This is a genomic window from Pseudomonas sp. B10(2017), from assembly GCF_002113295.1.
In the GTDB taxonomy this organism is placed as follows: Bacteria; Pseudomonadota; Gammaproteobacteria; order Pseudomonadales; family Pseudomonadaceae; genus Aquipseudomonas; species Aquipseudomonas pudica.
On sequence record NZ_NEJU01000006.1, the window covers coordinates 142,453 to 158,415 of the forward strand.

At 62.7% G+C, this 15,963-nt stretch carries 13 protein-coding genes; 9 read left to right on the plus strand and 4 right to left on the minus strand.

The window, feature by feature from the left end; translation table 11 throughout:
- Window positions 1-6 precede the first annotated feature (6 nt).
- Entirely contained in the window at window positions 7-1,050 is a 1,044-nt protein-coding gene (locus CAF92_RS10250; protein ID WP_085600628.1) for a calcium/sodium antiporter, read from the plus strand.
- 10 nt (window positions 1,051-1,060) lie between these two features.
- Window positions 1,061-1,432, plus strand: a complete 372-nt coding sequence (locus CAF92_RS10255; RefSeq protein ID WP_046615782.1) for a carboxymuconolactone decarboxylase family protein — start codon at window positions 1,061-1,063, stop codon at window positions 1,430-1,432.
- A gap of 119 nt (window positions 1,433-1,551) precedes the next feature.
- On the opposite strand, the gene CAF92_RS10260 is transcribed toward CAF92_RS10255, so the two are convergent.
- The 4 genes from CAF92_RS10260 to CAF92_RS10275 all read right to left on the minus strand — a co-directional run bounded on the left by CAF92_RS10260 (window position 1,552) and on the right by CAF92_RS10275 (window position 5,943).
- Window positions 1,552-2,910: an amino acid permease gene (locus CAF92_RS10260; protein ID WP_046615783.1), complete on the minus strand. Its 1,359-nt coding sequence runs from the start codon at window positions 2,908-2,910 to the stop codon at window positions 1,552-1,554.
- 56 nt (window positions 2,911-2,966) lie between these two features.
- Complete coding sequence (locus CAF92_RS10265) at window positions 2,967-3,908, minus strand: AEC family transporter (protein ID WP_085600630.1); 942 nt, start codon at window positions 3,906-3,908, stop codon at window positions 2,967-2,969.
- 218 nt (window positions 3,909-4,126) lie between these two features.
- Window positions 4,127-4,687, minus strand: a complete 561-nt coding sequence (locus tag CAF92_RS10270) for a response regulator transcription factor (protein ID WP_025337806.1) — start codon at window positions 4,685-4,687, stop codon at window positions 4,127-4,129.
- A complete protein-coding gene (locus CAF92_RS10275) occupies window positions 4,687-5,943 on the minus strand; it encodes an ATP-binding protein (RefSeq protein WP_025337805.1) in 1,257 nt (418 codons plus the stop codon). The genes CAF92_RS10270 and CAF92_RS10275 overlap by 1 nt, the downstream gene beginning before the upstream one ends.
- 202 nt (window positions 5,944-6,145) lie before the next feature.
- Between CAF92_RS10275 and CAF92_RS10280 the strand changes: the two genes are divergently transcribed.
- From CAF92_RS10280 to CAF92_RS10315, 7 genes are all read left to right on the plus strand, one after another.
- Window positions 6,146-6,862 (plus strand): SIMPL domain-containing protein, encoded by a 717-nt coding sequence (locus CAF92_RS10280; protein WP_015269044.1) that lies wholly within the window; start codon window positions 6,146-6,148, stop codon window positions 6,860-6,862.
- Window positions 6,863-7,250: 388 nt separating this feature from the next.
- Window positions 7,251-8,876 (plus strand): ABC transporter substrate-binding protein, encoded by a 1,626-nt coding sequence (locus CAF92_RS10285; protein ID WP_085600632.1) that lies wholly within the window; start codon window positions 7,251-7,253, stop codon window positions 8,874-8,876.
- Window positions 8,877-9,022: 146 nt separating this feature from the next.
- Complete coding sequence (locus tag CAF92_RS10290; protein ID WP_085600634.1) at window positions 9,023-10,615, plus strand: ABC transporter substrate-binding protein; 1,593 nt, start codon at window positions 9,023-9,025, stop codon at window positions 10,613-10,615.
- A gap of 233 nt (window positions 10,616-10,848) precedes the next feature.
- The gene (locus CAF92_RS10300; RefSeq protein ID WP_046615787.1) at window positions 10,849-12,228 is read left to right on the plus strand and encodes an OprD family porin; all 1,380 of its coding nucleotides are present in this window, start codon (window positions 10,849-10,851) and stop codon (window positions 12,226-12,228) included.
- Window positions 12,229-12,305: 77 nt separating this feature from the next.
- On the plus strand, window positions 12,306-13,916 hold the full coding sequence (locus tag CAF92_RS10305) for an ABC transporter substrate-binding protein (RefSeq protein ID WP_172827466.1): 1,611 nt from the start codon (window positions 12,306-12,308) through the stop codon (window positions 13,914-13,916).
- A gap of 91 nt (window positions 13,917-14,007) precedes the next feature.
- Window positions 14,008-15,018, plus strand: coding sequence for an ABC transporter permease subunit (locus CAF92_RS10310; protein ID WP_012316108.1), 1,011 nt, complete (start codon window positions 14,008-14,010; stop codon window positions 15,016-15,018).
- A 10-nt stretch (window positions 15,019-15,028) separates the two neighbouring features.
- Window positions 15,029-15,955 (plus strand): ABC transporter permease subunit, encoded by a 927-nt coding sequence (locus CAF92_RS10315; protein WP_025337799.1) that lies wholly within the window; start codon window positions 15,029-15,031, stop codon window positions 15,953-15,955.
- Window positions 15,956-15,963 lie beyond the last annotated feature (8 nt).

A 15,963-nucleotide genomic window follows, 5' to 3' on the forward strand; every position in this document is an offset into this window, starting at 1 on the left:
CTGCAACTGGGCATCGCCCTGCTGTTGCTGATCGGCGGCGCCGAACTGCTGGTACGCGCAGCGCTGCACCTGGCCCAGCGCCTGCACGTACGCCCTCTGATCATCGGCCTGAGCCTGGTGGCTTTCGGCAGCACTGCCCCGCAGATGACCGTGAGCCTGCAGGCCGCCTACCAGGGCGCGCCAGATGTGGCGGTGGGCAGCGTTATCGGCAGCAACATTTTCAACGTACTGGTCATCCTCGGCCTGGCCGCACTGATCATCCCGCTGCGCGTGTCGCGGCAACTGGTGCGCCTGGACATTCCACTGATGATCGTCGCCAGCGGCCTGGTCTACGCGTTATCCGCCAACGGCCACCTGGGCCGGGCCGAAGGGGTGTTGCTGCTGATCGGCCTGGCCGGCTACCTGGCAATGCTTTGGCACCAGTCGCGCCACTACGCCCGCACCTACCCCGCACCGGCCACTGTCACCAGCAGCACCGGGCGCTTCTGGTCAGGCACGCTGCTGCAGGTGCTGGCCGGCCTGGGTCTGCTGAGCCTGGCGGGTCACTTGTTGCTTGAAGCCGCCGTGGAGGTGGCCACCGACCTGGGGCTGTCCGAGCGCATCATCGGCCTTACCGTCGTTGCCATCTGCACTTCCCTGCCAGAACTGGCTGCTGCGCTGATCGCCGCCCTGCGCGGTGAACGAGAAATCGCCGTGGGAACAGTGATAGGCAGCAACCTGTTGAACCTGCTGGCGGTGCTGGGCCTGACCGCACTGGTGGCTCCCGAGCCGCTGTCGATCTCGCCCAACGCCTTGGCCTTCGACCTGCCGGTAATGCTGGGTGTTGCTGCGCTGAGCCTGCCGGTGTTCTATTCCGGTTACCGCATCACCCGCGCCGAAGGCCTGGTGTTCCTTTGCCTGTACCTGGCCTATGGGCTGCACGTGGCGGCGTTCACCATGGGCATGCCACTGGCCGGCCGCCTGGAGCGGTTGATGCTGTTCTACGTACTGCCGGTGCTCGCCATGGTGTTGCTGTACACCACCGCACGAGCCTGGCGCCGCCAACACTAAGGAAAACAACATGGCTGACAGCAAGAAAACCGGCGAACAGATTCGGCGCCAGGTCATGGGCGATGCGTTCGTCGACCGCGCCTTGGGCAATGCCACCGACTTTACCCAACCGCTGCAGGACTTCGTCAACGAACATGCCTGGGGCAGCGTGTGGGCCCGCGACGGGCTGCCGCTGAAAACCCGCAGCCTGATTACCCTGGCTACGCTGACCGCACTCAAGTGCCCGCAGGAGCTCAAGGGGCATGTGCGCGGTGCGTTGAACAATGGCTGTACGGTGGAGGAGATTCGCGAAGCGCTGCTCCATTGCGCGGTGTATGCGGGGGTGCCGGCGGCGATTGATGCGTTCCGTGCGGCACAGGAAGTGATCGACAGTTATCAATAGGTAGCCTGTACCGGCCTCTTCGCGGGCACGCCCGCCCCCACAGGGACCCTACAGGCTCTGAGACCTGTGCAGTACCTGTGGGAGCGGGCGTGCCCGCGAAGAGGCCGGTACTGTGTTACCTACCTGGCCTGGCGAGCCTTCTTCATCTTGAAGGCCACCCACAGCACCAGGATCCACCCCGGAATCAGCATCACCGAGATGCGAATCGGCGGGGTCAGGTACATCACCACCAGGATCAGCACGATGAACGCCAGGCACAGGTAGTTGGTGACCGGGTGCCCCCAGCTCTTGTAGAACGGGGTGATCCCGGCCGCCAGCTTGGCCTTGCGGAACTTCAGGTGGGTGATGCTGATGCTCGCCCAGTTGATCACCAACGCCGACACCGCCAGGGCCATCAGCAAACCAAAGGCTTCACCCGGCATCAGGTAGTTGATCAGCACGCACAGCCCGGTGGCGAAAGCCGACACACCCAGCGCGGTCAGCGGCACGCCGCTACGGCTCACCTTCAGCAACTGACGCGGTGCGTCGCCCTGGCTGGCCAGGCCGAACAGCATGCGACTGTTGGCGTACACGCAGCTGTTGTATACCGACAGCGCGGCCGTCAGCACCACGATATTGAGGATGGTCGCCACCAGGTCACTGTCCAGTTCGTGGAAGATCATCACGAACGGGCTGCCACCCTGCACCACCTTCTGCCACGGGTACAGCGAAAGCAGCACCGCCAGGGCACCGATGTAGAAGATGAGGATGCGGTACACCACCTGGTTGGTGGCTTTGGGGATGCTCTGACGCGGGTTGTCGGCCTCGGCGGCGGTGATGCCCACCAGTTCCAGGCCACCGAACGAGAACATGATCACTGCCAGTGCCATCACCAGGCCGCTGACGCCGTTGGGGAAGAAGCCACCGTACTGCCAGAGGTTTGCCACGCTGGCGTCCGGGCCGCCATGGCCGCTGGCCAGCAGCCAGGCGCCGAAGCCGATCATGCTGACGATGGCCACTACCTTGACCAGGGCGAACCAGAACTCCATCTCGCCGTAGACCTTCACCTGGGTCAGGTTGATCAGGTTGATCACCACGAAGAAGATCGCCGCCGTGGCCCAGGTGGGGAAGCCGGGCCACCAGTACTGCACGTAGATACCCACCGCTGTCAGCTCGGCCATGCCGACCAGTACGTACACCACCCAGTAGTTCCAGCCCGAGACGAAGCCGGCGAACTCGCTCCAGTACTGGTGGGCGAAGTGGCTGAAGCTGCCGGCCACCGGCTCTTCCACCACCATCTCACCGAGCTGGCGCATGATCAGGAAGGCCATCAGGCCGGCAATGGCGTAGCCCAGCAGGACGGAGGGGCCGGCCAGCTGGATGGTCTGGGCAATGCCCAGGAACAACCCGGTACCGATGGCCCCACCCAGCGCGATCAGCTGGATATGGCGATTCTTCAGCCCGCGCTGTAACCGCTCGGGCGTGCTCTGGTCTTGCATGAAGTGTCCTTTAGCTCAGTGAGGCTGTGTTTTTTGTGTTGTTTGCAGTCAAGGATCTAGATCCATCCGCCCCACTGCAAGATGAAAATACCAATGTTGGTGGTGATCGCCGCCATTAGCGTGGTAATCACGATGATCGACGCCGCCAGCTCATGGTTGCCGTTGGCCGCCCGCGCCATGACGTAGCTGGCCGCTGCGGTCGGGCTGCCGATGTACAGGAACAGGATGCCCAGCTCGGCGCCGCGGAAGCCGCATAGCCAGGCGCCGAGGGTACCGAGCAGCGGTAGCCAGACCATCTTCACCAGGCTGGCGTCGATGGCCAGCCTGCCACTGTCGCGCAGCGCCGCCATCGACAGCGTGCCACCGATGCAGATCAGCGCCAGCGGCAGGGTCATCTGCGCCAGGTAGTCGCCCGAGGTGAGCAGCCAGTTGGGCAGCGGCACCTGGCCGTACGCCATGGGCGTGGCCACCAGCACACTGATGATCAGCGGGTTGCTGAGAATGCTTTTGCAGATGCTCCACGGGTCGGACTTCAGGTCCGGGCTGTACACCGCCAGCACCACTGCCGACAGCGAGTTGTACATGAGGATGACCAGGCCGGCGAGCACCGCACCCAGGGAGATGCCGTAGTCGCCGTAGAGACTGGCGGCCAGGGCCAGGCCGATCACGCCGTTGTTGCCACGGAACGCACCCTGGGTATAGATGCCCCGGTCGGCCAGCGGGCTGCGCCAGATAGCCATGCCCCAGGCTATGGCGAAGCCGGCCAGGGTGGCGACGATGAAATAAAGAAGGACGCCGGGTTTGACCGCCGTGGCCAGGTCGGCGTGATAGATGCCGAGGAACAGCAGCGCCGGCATGCACACGTTGAACACCAACTGTGAGGCGACGCGGTTGAAATTGTCGTCGATCAGGCGGATACGTTTGAGCAGCACGCCCATGAACAGCATGGCGAAGACCGGGGCCGTGATGTTCAGTGTCTGGATAAGAAGGGCGAGCATGCGCAAGCGATCCTGGAGGGGGTTGCCGTTAGGGGGCTAATGATACGCCAACGGCCGGGACTTGCGGGGATCGCGGGGTATTACAGAGAAATTTCTGTCAGTACCGGCCTGTTCGCGGGCTTGCCCGCTCCCACAGGTATTACACAAGCCGCAAGACCTGTGCAGTACCTGTGGGAGCGGGCAAGCCCGCGAACAGGCCGGTACAAGCCCAGCAGGAATCAGCGCCGAACCGGGCGCTTCTGCAGTTTGCGCTGCAAGGTCCGCCTGTGCATGCCCAGCGCCCGCGCGGTGGCCGAGATATTGCCTTCGTGCTCGTTCAGCACCCGCTGGATGTGTTCCCACTGCAGGCGGTCGACCGACATCGGGTTTTCCGGCACCAAGGTGTCCAGGTCGGTGTGCTCCGACAGCAACGCCGCCAGCACATCATCGGCATCCGCCGGTTTGCACAGGTAGTTGCAGGCACCGCGCTTGACCGCTTCCACCGCGGTGGCAATGCTCGAGTAACCGGTCAGGATCACCACGCGCATCTCCGGGTCCAGCTCCAGCAGCTTGGGCAGCAGCACCAGCCCGGAGTCGCCGTCCATCTTCAGGTCCAGCGTGGCGTAGTCCGGCAGGTCCTGCTGGGCCAGGATCAACCCTTCCTCGGCAGAGCTGGCGGTGCTCACGCGGAAACCGCGGCGGCTCATGGCACGGGCCATGACCCGGGTAAAGGTGGCATCGTCATCCACCAGCAGCAGGTGCGGCAGCTCTTCGCCTTCGACCTGGTTTTCTTCGCTCATCATTCATCTCCTCGCTTGCCATAAGGCAGGCGCAGTTCGGTCAGGGTGCCACCCTGTTCATGACTATAGAGTTTCACCGAACCGCCCGCACGGGTCACGCTGGCCTTGCTCAAGAAAAGGCCCAGGCCGAAGCCTTTGCCTTTGGTGGTAATGAAGGGTTTGCCGATGGCTTCGGCGATGGCCGGCGGCACGCCGGGGCCATGGTCGCGGATGCTGATGACGATGTCATGGGCGTCCCAGTCCAGGCGCACTTCAAGGTCATCGGGGCAGGCGTCGGCGGCATTGTTCAACAGGTTCAACAGGGCCTGGGTCAGGTCCGGCGGCGGGGTCAGGCGTGGCACCTGGCCGTCGCGCAGGCGCTGGAAGCGGTAGCTGGCTTCCGGGCGCATCAGGTGCCAACGGTTGAGCGCCTCGTCCAGCCAGGCCGTGACGTCCTGCTCCACCACGGCCAGGCGACGGTTGGCTTCGGCGGCGCGCACCAGCTGTTGCAGGGTTTCCTTGCACAGCTTCACCTGGTCCTGAAGGATCTGCAGGTCCTCCTGCAGCAGCGGGTCGGCGTGGTCCTGGCGCATCTCGTTCAGCAGCACGCTCATGGTCGCCAACGGCGTGCCCAGTTCATGGGCGGCACCGGCGGCCTGGGTGGCCACGGCCAGCAGTTGCTCGTCACGCAGGCTTTCTTCACGCCGCTCTGAACGCAGCTGCTCCTGGCGGCGCAGCTCTTCGGCCATGCGCGCGGCAAAGAAGGTAATCACTGCCGCTGCCAGGGCAATGCTCAGCCACATGCCGTACACCTGCATCTTGTCCCGCGCCATCGGCAGGCCTTCAAGCGGGTAGAACTGCACCAAAAGCAGACTGTAGGCGGTCAGTGCGATGCCGGAAAGGATCAGCGAATACAGCCACGGCAAGGTGACTGCGGCAATCGCCAGTGGCACCAGGTAATACGACACGAACGGGTTGGTCGAGCCGCCGGAGTAATACAGCAAGGCACTGTGGATCAGCAGGTCGCAGGCCAGTTGCAGGGCGTACTCCAGCTCGGTGACCGGCAACGAAAGGCGCAGGCGCAGGGCCGTGAAGGCGCACAGCAGCGAAGACAAGGCCAAGGTGCCGGCCAGCGACAACCAGGGCAAGGGCAGCAGTTCGGTCCAGTAGGCGACGCCCACGGAGCCGGCCTGGGCAGCCAGGACCAGGACCCGAATGACGGTCAGGCGCCAGAGGTTCTGGCGGGTAGCGGACAGCGGTTGTACGGCGGCGAGCATGAGCTCTCCTGATGAGTGCTCCAGAAAAATCGGCTGGAGTATACCGAAGCCGGGCGCCTCGCTGCAGCGATGCGGCAAAGCGCCACACTTTGTCACAGGTTGATGATGGCACTTTTGAACCCACTACACTGTTGCCGGTCTGATGGGCCATGCGTGGAATGGATGACAACAACCCACGCCTTATATTGCCAAGGAGTACCACATGCAAATCCCACGTCGCGGCACCGCCCTGATCCTGTCCTGCGGCCTGCTCGCCAGTCTGCCGGCGCTGGCTGCCGATGAGCCGCGCTACAACCAGGTCTCGCTGCGTGCCGAGGTCAGCAAGGAAGTGGCGCGTGACCTGATGGTCGTTACCCTGTACAGCGAAGCGCAGAACACCGACCCGGGCAAGCTTGCCAAGCAGATCACCGAAACCATGAACAAGGCAGTACAGCAGTCGCGCCAGGTCAAGGATGTGAAGATCAGCCAGGGGAGCCGCAACAGCTATCCGGTATATGACAGCAAGGGCCAGAAGATCACCGGCTGGCGCGAGCGCGCCGAGTTGCGCCTGGAAAGCGCCAACTTCCCGGCCCTGTCGCAGCTGACCGCCGACCTGCTGCAAGAGCTGAAAATGGGTGGCATGGACTTCTCCATCGCCCCGGCCACGCGCAAGGCCAGCGAGGATGCACTGCTCAAGGATGCGGTGGATGCCTTCAAGGCGCGTGCGCAGCTGGCTACCGAGGCGCTGGGGGGCAAGGGCTATAAAGTGGTCAGCCTGAACCTCAACAGCAGCGGTTACCCACGCCCTTACCTGCGAAGTGCGCCGATGGCGATGAAGGCCATGGGAGCTGATGAGTCGGCACCGGCGCCGGACATCGAGGCCGGGACCAGTGAAGTGAGCATGAATGCCGATGGCCTGATCGAAGTGCAGATGCCTTGAGTTCGCCGGGGGCGCATTGCGCCCGCCGGCAAGCCAGCGCCCACAGATACACCACAGGTTTCAGCCCTTGTGTTGTACCTGTGGGAGCTGGCTTGCCGCCGATGAGGTCAGTCGAAAAAACGCAGATTCAGACATTTCCTACGCACCAATTAGGTGCTTCCTACACTAATCCCGCCCCCGCAACATCCCGCAAAAAGCCATCATTTTGCCCCCGCAAACGTTTAACTTCGCTGAAAGTTATATCAATGCGACATCCATGTACGACCGTACCACTTTTCTGGCGTCAACTATCCCTCGGCATATTGCATTGGGAACAGCCCCTGCATAAGTATCCGCAGGTCGGCTCACGAGGCCACCTCAATCGAAAAATGACAACAATGAGGCCACCATGCTCAAACACGCAGTCATTCCGTTCCTGCTAGGCGCAGGCTTGCTATCCGGCGCACCGTCGGCCCTCGCCGCGTCCAACCTGGTGTTCTGCTCCGAAGGTAGCCCGGCCGGCTTCGACCCGGGGCAATACACCACAGGGACTGACTTCGACGCCTCGGCTGAGACCGTGTTCAACCGCCTGACCCAGTTTGAACGTGGCGGTACTGCCGTCATCCCGGGTCTGGCAACCAAGTGGGAAGTCTCCGACGACGGAAAGACCTACACCTTCCACCTGCGCGAAGGGGTCAAGTTCCACACCACCGACTACTTCAAGCCCACCCGCAACTTCAACGCCGACGACGTGCTGTTCACCTTCAACCGCATGCTCGACAAGGACCACCCGTTCCGCAAGGCCTACCCCACCGAGTTCCCGTACTTCACCGACATGGGCATGGACAAGAACATCGCCAAACTGGAGAAGCTCGACGAACAAACTGTCAAGTTCACCCTCAACGAAGTCGACGCCGCATTCATCCAGAACCTGGCCATGAGCTTCGCCTCGATCCAGTCCGCCGAATACGCCGACCAGTTGCTCAAGGACGGCAAGGCCGCCGACATCAACCAGAAGCCGATCGGCACTGGCCCGTTCGTGTTCAGCAAGTACCAGAAGGACGCGCAGATCCGCTTCAAGGGCAACAAGGACTACTGGCAACCCGATGACGTGAAGATCGACAACCTGATCTTCGCTATCACCACCGATGCGTCGGTGCGCATGCAGAAACTGAAGAAGAACGAGTGCCAGGTCACTTTGTTCCCTCGCCCTGCCGACATCCAGCCGCTGAAACAGGACCCTAAGCTGCAGATGCCGCAGCAAGCCGGCTTCAACCTCGGCTACATCGCCTACAACGTGATGGACAAGGTCAAGGGCAGCAACGAGGCCAACCCGCTGGCCCAGCTGAAAGTCCGCGAGGCGCTGGACATGGCCGTGGACAAGAAAAAGATCATCGAGTCGGTCTACCAAGGCGCCGGCCAACTGGCGGTCAACGCCATGCCCCCGACTCAGTGGTCCTATGACGACAGCATCAAGGACGCGCCATTCGACCCTGAAAAAGCCAAGCAACTGCTCAAGGAAGCTGGCATCAAGGAAGGCACCGAAATCACCTTGTGGGCGATGCCCGTGCAACGTCCGTACAACCCCAATGCCAAGCTGATGGCCGAGATGCTGCAATCCGACTGGGCCAAGGTCGGCATCAAGGCGAAGATCGTCAGCTATGAATGGGGCGAGTACATCAAGCGCTCCAAAGGCGGCGAACAGGGCGCCATGCTGATCGGCTGGAGCGGTGACAACGGTGACCCGGACAACTGGCTGGGCACCCTGTACGGCTGCGATGCCATGAACGGCAACAACTTCTCCAAGTGGTGCTACAAGCCCTACGACGACCTGATCAAGCAGGCCAAGGCCACTTCCGACCAGGCCAAGCGCACCGAGCTGTATCAAAAGGCGCAGCACATCCTCAAGGAGCAGGTGCCGATCACCCCGATCGCCCACTCCACCGTGTACCAGCCCATGAGCGCCAAGGTGAAGGACTTCAAGATCAGCCCATTCGGACTGAACTCCTTCTACGGCGTCAGCGTGGACAAATAGCCTAGCTACGGCACCCGCTGAGCGGCGGGTGCCCGCCAACCTTGCCACCTTTTCATGTCGTCCCGCCGCCATCCGCAGCGGGGTCGGCGACCTGTTGCCGCCATTCGTACCCCGAGGCGGCGCAAACAGACGTAAAAGGACTTGCCATGCGCCATACCACCCGAGTTTCCGCCCTGCTTGCCCTGGGCCTGATCAGCCAATCACCGGCCCTGCTGGCCAACAACCTGGTGTTCTGTTCCGAAGGCAGCCCCGCCGGCTTCGACACTGCCCAGTACACCAGCGCCACCGACAACGATGCAGCCGAACCGATCTACAACCGCCTGGTCGAGTTCGAACGCGGGGGCACTGCCGTGCACCCTGCCCTGGCGACCCGCTGGGAGGTGTCCGAGGATGGCCTGCGCTATACCTTCCATCTGCGCGAAGGGGTGAAATTCCACAGCAACAAGACCTTCAAGCCGAGCCGCGACTTCAACGCCGACGATGTGCTGTTCACCTTCAACCGCATGCTCGACAAGAACCACCCATTCCGCCTGGCCTACCCGACCGAGTTCCCCTATTTCATCAGCATGGGCCTGGACAAGAACATCGCCCGTGTCGAAAAGACCGATCCACTGACCGTGGTGTTCACTCTGAACAGCGTCGATGCCGCGTTCATTCAGAACCTGGCCATGAGCTTTGCTTCCATCCTCTCTGCCGAATACGCCGAACAGCTGATGGCCAGCGGCCGCCCCAGCGACATCAACCAGCAACCGATTGGCACCGGCCCGTTCGTTTTCCAGCGTTATCAGAAGGATTCGCAGATCCGCTACAAGGGCAACAAGGCCTATTGGTCACCGCAGGACGTGAAGATCGACAACCTGGTGTTCTCGATCAACATCGACCCTTCGGTGCGCATCCAGAAGCTGCGCCGCAACGAATGCCAGGTCACCCTGCACCCGCGCCCCGCCGACCTGCCTGCACTCAAGGCCGACAGCAAACTGCAAGTGCTGCAGCAACCTGGCTTCAACCTCGGCTACATCGCCTACAACACCCAGCACCCACCGTTCGACCGCCTGGAAGTGCGCCAGGCGATGGACATGGCAGTGAACAAGCAGGCGATCATCCAGGCCGTGTACCAGGATTCCGGCCAGCTGGCAGTCAACGCCATGCCGCCGACCCAGTGGTCCTATGACGACAGCATCAAGGACGCGCCCTTCGACCCTGAAAAGGCCAAGCAGCTACTGCAGCAGGCCGGGGTCAAGCCAGGCACCGAGATCACCCTGTGGGCCATGCCGGTGCAGCGCCCGTACAACCCCAACGCCAAGCTGATGGCGGAGATGCTCCAGGCCGACTGGAGCAAGCTCGGCTTCAAGGTGCGCATTGTCAGCTACGAATGGGGCGAGTACCTCAAGCGCATGAAAAGCGGCGAGCACGATATCGCTCTGATCGGCTGGACCGGAGACAACGGCGACCCGGACAACTGGCTGGGCACCCTCTACAACTGCGATGCCATCGGCAGCAACAACTACTCGCAGTGGTGCGATCCGCAGTACGACAGCCTGGTCAAGCAGGCCAAGCAGGTCACCGACCGCGCGCAGCGCACCGCCCTGTACAAACAGGCCCAGCAGCGGCTCAAGCAACAGGTGCCGATTACCCCGGTGGCGCACTCCACGGTCAACCAACCGCTCAGCATCAAGGTTTCCGAATTCAAGGTCAGCCCTTTCGGGCGCAACGTTTTTTCCGGTGTGAGTGTTGATTGATCTTTATCCCTCATGGGCCTCTTCGCGGGGAAACCCGCTCCCACAGGTACGGCGCACATGCCGAAACCTGTGGTGCCCCTGTGGGAGCGGGTTTACCCGCGAAAGGGCCGGCACAGCCAACACAACTCCCCGATTCAGCCCGGAGACCCCGGGCAACCCTGGCAACACCGCAGCAAGAAGCCCGGCCCACAAGGCCAGGCAATAACTAGAAGAACAGAAAGGGAGCTTTAACCTTGAGACTATTCACCTTGACCGCACTGGCGTTATCCATCAGTGCCTTATCCACCGTGGCCCAGGCCGACCCGCAAAGCCAGGAATACGTGCCCATCACCCTCAAAGGCAGCAGCGAGCAGGAACAGGCCAGCGGCTTCGTCGATGGCCAGAGCCTGTCCGGCAGCACCCGCAACTGGTATGCCCGCGAGCGCGCCGCACGCGCCCCGCTGTGGAAGTACTACAAGAGCGACGGCACCCGCCACGACACTCACAGCCGCGAGAACTGGGTGCAGGGCACCATCCTCAACTACAGCTCCGGCTTCACCCAGGGCACCGTCGGCTTCGCCGTCGAAGCCGCCGGCTACAATGCCATCGCCCTGCAACAGAACCGCGAGGACGTCGCCGGCCCCAACAACCGCACCCTGACCCACAGCGACGGCGACCCGGTTGGCCAGTGGAGCAAGATGGGCCTGGCCAACGTGAAGGCGCGGGTGTCCAACACCACCCTCACCGTCGGCCGCCAATCGGTGGACACGCCGATGATCGCCTACATCGGCAACCGTGCCCTGCCCTCGAGCTTCCAGGGCGCGTTTTTGCACAGTGCCGAATTCGACAACCTGAGCTTCGATCTTGGCACCTTCGACCGCGTCTCGCCGCGTACCGAACAAAGCCTCAGCAAGTTCCGCAGCGAGTACAGTGCCACTGGCGTTGAAACCGACCGCGCCAGCACCGCCGGCATCAACTACCAGCCGTTCAAGAGCCTTAGCACCAGCCTGTACGCCACCAAGGTCGACGACTTCTGGAACCAGTACTACTTCGGCGCCAACCACGTGCTCGGCGACAGCGCAGTGCTCAGCCTGAGCACTGGCCTGAACTACTACAAGACCGTCGACGCCGGCAGCAAGAAGATGGGCGATATCGACAACGACACCTACAGCCTGTCGTTCGGCCTTACCCACCAGGCCCACACCCTCAGCGCCTCCTGGCAGCAGGTCAACGGCAACGAGTACTTCGACTACCTGCACGAAACCAACGGCATCTACCTGGCCAACTCGCTGCTGTCGGACTTCAACGGCCCCAACGAGAAATCGCTGCAGATCTCCTACGTGCTGAACATGGCGCCGTACGGCGTGCCGGGCCTGAAGTTCAACCTGTACAACGCCCGCGGCTGGGGCATCGATGGTACCCATTACCGCGGTACCGCCTATGACGTGAACGGCCTGGATGGCGAAACCCACTACGAGTGGGGCTTCGGCACCAGCTACGCGGTACAGAGCGGGCCGCTGAAGGACACCAGCATCCGTGCTACCTACACCGCGCACCGCGCCAGCAAGGCCCAGGGCGATGGCAGCCTGGATGAGTTCCGGGTGGTGACCACCATTCCATTCAACATTCTCTGACCGCCGGCGCCACGGCCTGCTTCGCTGCGGGCCGTGGCGGCTACGCTGGAATCAATGCAAGCAGGGAGTTTCAACCCATGCAGAAAGCTTTCATGAAATCGCTGCCGCTGCGCCTAGCCCTGGCAGCGCTGGTCCTGGGCAGCGCCACGCAACTGGCGGCCAAACCGCTGGTGGTGTGCACCGAAGCCAGCCCTGAAGGGTTCGACATCGTCCAGTACACCACTGCGGTTACCGCCGATGCCTCTGCCGAGACGGTATTCAACCGCCTGGTCGACTTCAAGCCCGGTACCACCGAAGTCCAGCCGGCCTTGGCCGAGCGCTGGGACATTTCAGCAGACGGCCTGACCTACACCTTCCACCTGCGCCAGGGCGTGAAGTTCCACACTACCGACTACTTCAAGCCCACCCGCGACTTCAACGCCGATGACGTCCTGTGGAGCCTCAATCGCCAGCTCGATCCGAACCATCCATGGCATGACAAGACCAGCGTCGGGTACCCGTACTTCGAGAGCATGGGCTTCAAGGACCTGCTCAAGTCGGTCAGCAAAGCCGACGAGCACACCGTGGTGATTACCCTTAACCGACCGGAAGCGCCATTCCTGCGCGACATGGCCATGGGCTTCACCTCGATCTACTCCGCCGAGTACGGCGACCAGCTGCTCAAGGCCGGCAAGGCTGCCGAGTTGAACAGCAAGCCAATCGGCACCGGCCCGTTCATCTTCCAGCGCTACAACAAGGATGCCCAGGTTCGCTTCAAGCCCAACCCGGACTATTTCCGCGGCAAGCCGCCTGCCGATGCGCTGGTCTTCGCTATCGCTACCGACAGCAACGTGCGCCTGCAGAAACTGCGCGCCAACGAATGCCAGGTGGCACTCTATCCCAAGCCCGATGATGTACCGTCGATCAAGCAGGACCCGAAACTCAAGGTCGAGGAGATCGAGGCCTTGGTCACCGGTTACATCTCGATGAACACCGAACACAAATACCTGAGCGACGTTCGCGTGCGCAAAGCCATCAACATGGCCTTCGACCGCCAGACCCATGTCGACCAATTGTTCGGCAAAGGCAATGCACTGGTCGGCGTGAATCCGTACCCGCCGACCATGATCGGCTACAACAACGAGAACAGAAACCCGCCCCGCGACCTGGCCAAGGCGCGCGATCTGCTCAAGCAGGCGGGCGTGCCCGAAGGTACGGTAATCACCCTGTTCACGCGCAACGGCGGCGGCCCGACCAACCCCAACCCGCGTTTGTCTGCCGAGATGCTGCAGGCCGACCTCAAACAGATCGGCCTGAAGCTGGACATCCGCGTGATGGAGTGGGCCGAAATGCTGCGCCGGGCCAAGAAAGGCGAGGCCGACCTGGTGTCCACCGGCTGGGCCGGCGACAACGGCGACCCGGACAACTTCCTCAGCCCGCTGCTCAGTTGCGATGCCGCCAAAAGCGGCGAGAACTATGCGCGCTGGTGCAACCCTAAGTTCCAGGAGTTGATCAGCCGCGCCCGCGAAGTGATCGACAACGACGAGCGTGCAAGGCTCTATAACGAGGCATTGAAAGTGTACGATGACGACCAACCCTGGATCAGCATGGCCCATCCAAAGATGTTCACCGCCATGCGTGACAACGTGGAGGGCTACGTGATCAACCCTCTGACCAACAACAACTTCGCCACCACCAAGGTGAAGTAGAACAACAACGACCGCCGGCAACCCACACGGGAACCGGCGGCACCACCGTAGCGGGCTGATCGCCCCACGGCCTGATGAGGTAACCCCGACAATGTTGAGCTTTATTGCCCGGCGCCTTGGCCTGCTGATACCGACCTTTTTCGGTATCACCTTGCTGACCTTCGCGCTCATACGCCTGATCCCCGGCGACCCGGTGGAAGTGATGATGGGCGAGCGCAGGGTCGACCCCGAAATGCATGCCCAGGCCATGGAGCGCCTGGGCCTGAACAAGCCGCTGCCGGTCCAGTACCTGGACTACGTCGGCAAGCTGGCCCAGGGTGACCTCGGTGAATCGCTGCGCACCCGCGAGAGCGTGTGGAGCGAGTTCCTCACCCTGTTCCCGGCCACCCTCGAACTGGCCTTCGCCGCCCTGTTGTTCGCCGGCATCGTCGGCCTGCTGGCCGGCGTGATCGCTGCGCTCAAGCGCGGATCGCTGTTCGACCACGGGGTGATGGGTATTTCCCTGGCCGGTTACTCCATGCCGATCTTCTGGTGGGGCCTGATCCTGATCATGTTCTTCTCGGTAAGCCTGGGCTGGACCCCGGTTTCCGGGCGCATCGACCTGCTCTACGACATCGAGCCGAAGACCGGCTTCATGCTCATCGACACCCTGCTCAGCGACGAGGAAGGTGCGTTCAAGGACGCGGTGATGCACCTGATTTTGCCGGCCATCGTGCTTGGCACCATCCCGCTGGCGGTGATTGCCCGCATGACCCGCTCGTCGATGCTCGAAGTGCTGCGCGAGGATTACATCCGCACCGCCCGCGCCAAAGGCCTGTCGCCGGCCCGCGTGGTGTTCGTGCACGGCCTGCGCAACGCGCTGATCCCGGTACTGACCGTATTCGGCCTGCAGGTCGGCACGTTGCTGGCCGGTGCGGTGCTGACCGAAACCATCTTTTCCTGGCCGGGCATCGGCAAGTGGCTGATCGAAGCCATCGGTGCCCGTGACTACCCCGTGGTCCAGAACGGCATCCTGTTGATCGCCTGCCTGGTGATCCTGGTCAACTTCGTCGTGGATATCCTCTACGGCCTGGCCAACCCACGCATCCGTCATCAGCGCTGAGGCCTTCGCCATGACTAGCCCGATTCCGAAATCCGTCACACCGGTCAGCCCGGTGGACCAGAGCCTGCTCTACCCCTCGCCATACAAAGAATTCTGGCAAGCCTTCGCCCGCAACAAAGGCGCGGTGATGGGCCTGGCCTTCATGTGCCTGGTGGTGTTCTGCGCGCTGTTCGCGCCGTGGGTCGCCCCGCACGACCCGAGCGAGCAATATCGCGAATTCCTGCTGACCCCCCCGGTGTGGCTCGAAGGTGGCAGCTGGCAGTTCATTCTCGGTACCGACGAACTGGGCCGCGATCTGCTCTCACGGCTGATCCAGGGCGCGCGGCTGTCGCTGCTGATCGGCCTGTCGTCGGTGGTGATGTCGCTGATCCCAGGCATCCTGCTGGGCCTGCTGGCCGGTTTCTTCCCGCAACTGCTCGGCCCGTCGATCATGCGCCTGATGGACGTGATGCTGGCCCTGCCCTCGCTGCTGCTGGCGGTGGCCATCGTCGCCATCCTCGGGCCAGGCCTGATCAACACCGTGATCGCCATCGCCATCGTGTCGTTGCCATCCTACGTGCGCCTGACCCGCGCCGCCGTGATGGGTGAGCTGAACCGCGACTACGTTACCGCCGCACGCCTGGCTGGTGCAGGGCTGCCACGGCTGATGTTCGTCACCGTGCTGCCCAACTGCATGGCGCCGCTGATCGTGCAGGCCACCCTCAGCTTCTCCTCGGCCATCCTTGACGCCGCCGCCCTGGGCTTCCTCGGCCTTGGTGTACAGCCGCCGACCCCGGAGTGGGGCACCATGCTGGCTTCGGCCCGTGACTACATCGAGCGCGCCTGGTGGGTGGTGAGCCTGCCCGGCCTGACCATTCTGCTCAGTGTGCTGGCAATCAACCTGATGGGCGACGGCCTGCGCGATGCGCTGGACCCGAAACTCAAGAACGCCGCCTGAGGAGAACG

Bases quoted from the DNA above. Each gene is read 5' to 3' on its own strand.
- CAF92_RS10255 (WP_046615782.1), top strand. From the start codon at position 1,061: ATGGCTGACAGCAAGAAAACCGGCGAACAGATTCGGCGCCAGGTCATG.
- CAF92_RS10260 (WP_046615783.1), bottom strand. From the start codon at position 2,910: ATGCAAGACCAGAGCACGCCCGAGCGGTTACAGCGCGGGCTGAAGAAT.
- CAF92_RS10265 (WP_085600630.1), bottom strand. From the start codon at position 3,908: ATGCTCGCCCTTCTTATCCAGACACTGAACATCACGGCCCCGGTCTTC.
- CAF92_RS10270 (WP_025337806.1), bottom strand. From the start codon at position 4,687: ATGAGCGAAGAAAACCAGGTCGAAGGCGAAGAGCTGCCGCACCTGCTG.
- CAF92_RS10275 (WP_025337805.1), bottom strand. From the start codon at position 5,943: ATGCTCGCCGCCGTACAACCGCTGTCCGCTACCCGCCAGAACCTCTGG.
- CAF92_RS10280 (WP_015269044.1), top strand. From the start codon at position 6,146: ATGCAAATCCCACGTCGCGGCACCGCCCTGATCCTGTCCTGCGGCCTG.
- CAF92_RS10285 (WP_085600632.1), top strand. From the start codon at position 7,251: ATGCTCAAACACGCAGTCATTCCGTTCCTGCTAGGCGCAGGCTTGCTA.
- CAF92_RS10290 (WP_085600634.1), top strand. From the start codon at position 9,023: ATGCGCCATACCACCCGAGTTTCCGCCCTGCTTGCCCTGGGCCTGATC.
- CAF92_RS10305 (WP_172827466.1), top strand. From the start codon at position 12,306: ATGCAGAAAGCTTTCATGAAATCGCTGCCGCTGCGCCTAGCCCTGGCA.
- CAF92_RS10310 (WP_012316108.1), top strand. From the start codon at position 14,008: ATGTTGAGCTTTATTGCCCGGCGCCTTGGCCTGCTGATACCGACCTTT.
- CAF92_RS10315 (WP_025337799.1), top strand. From the start codon at position 15,029: ATGACTAGCCCGATTCCGAAATCCGTCACACCGGTCAGCCCGGTGGAC.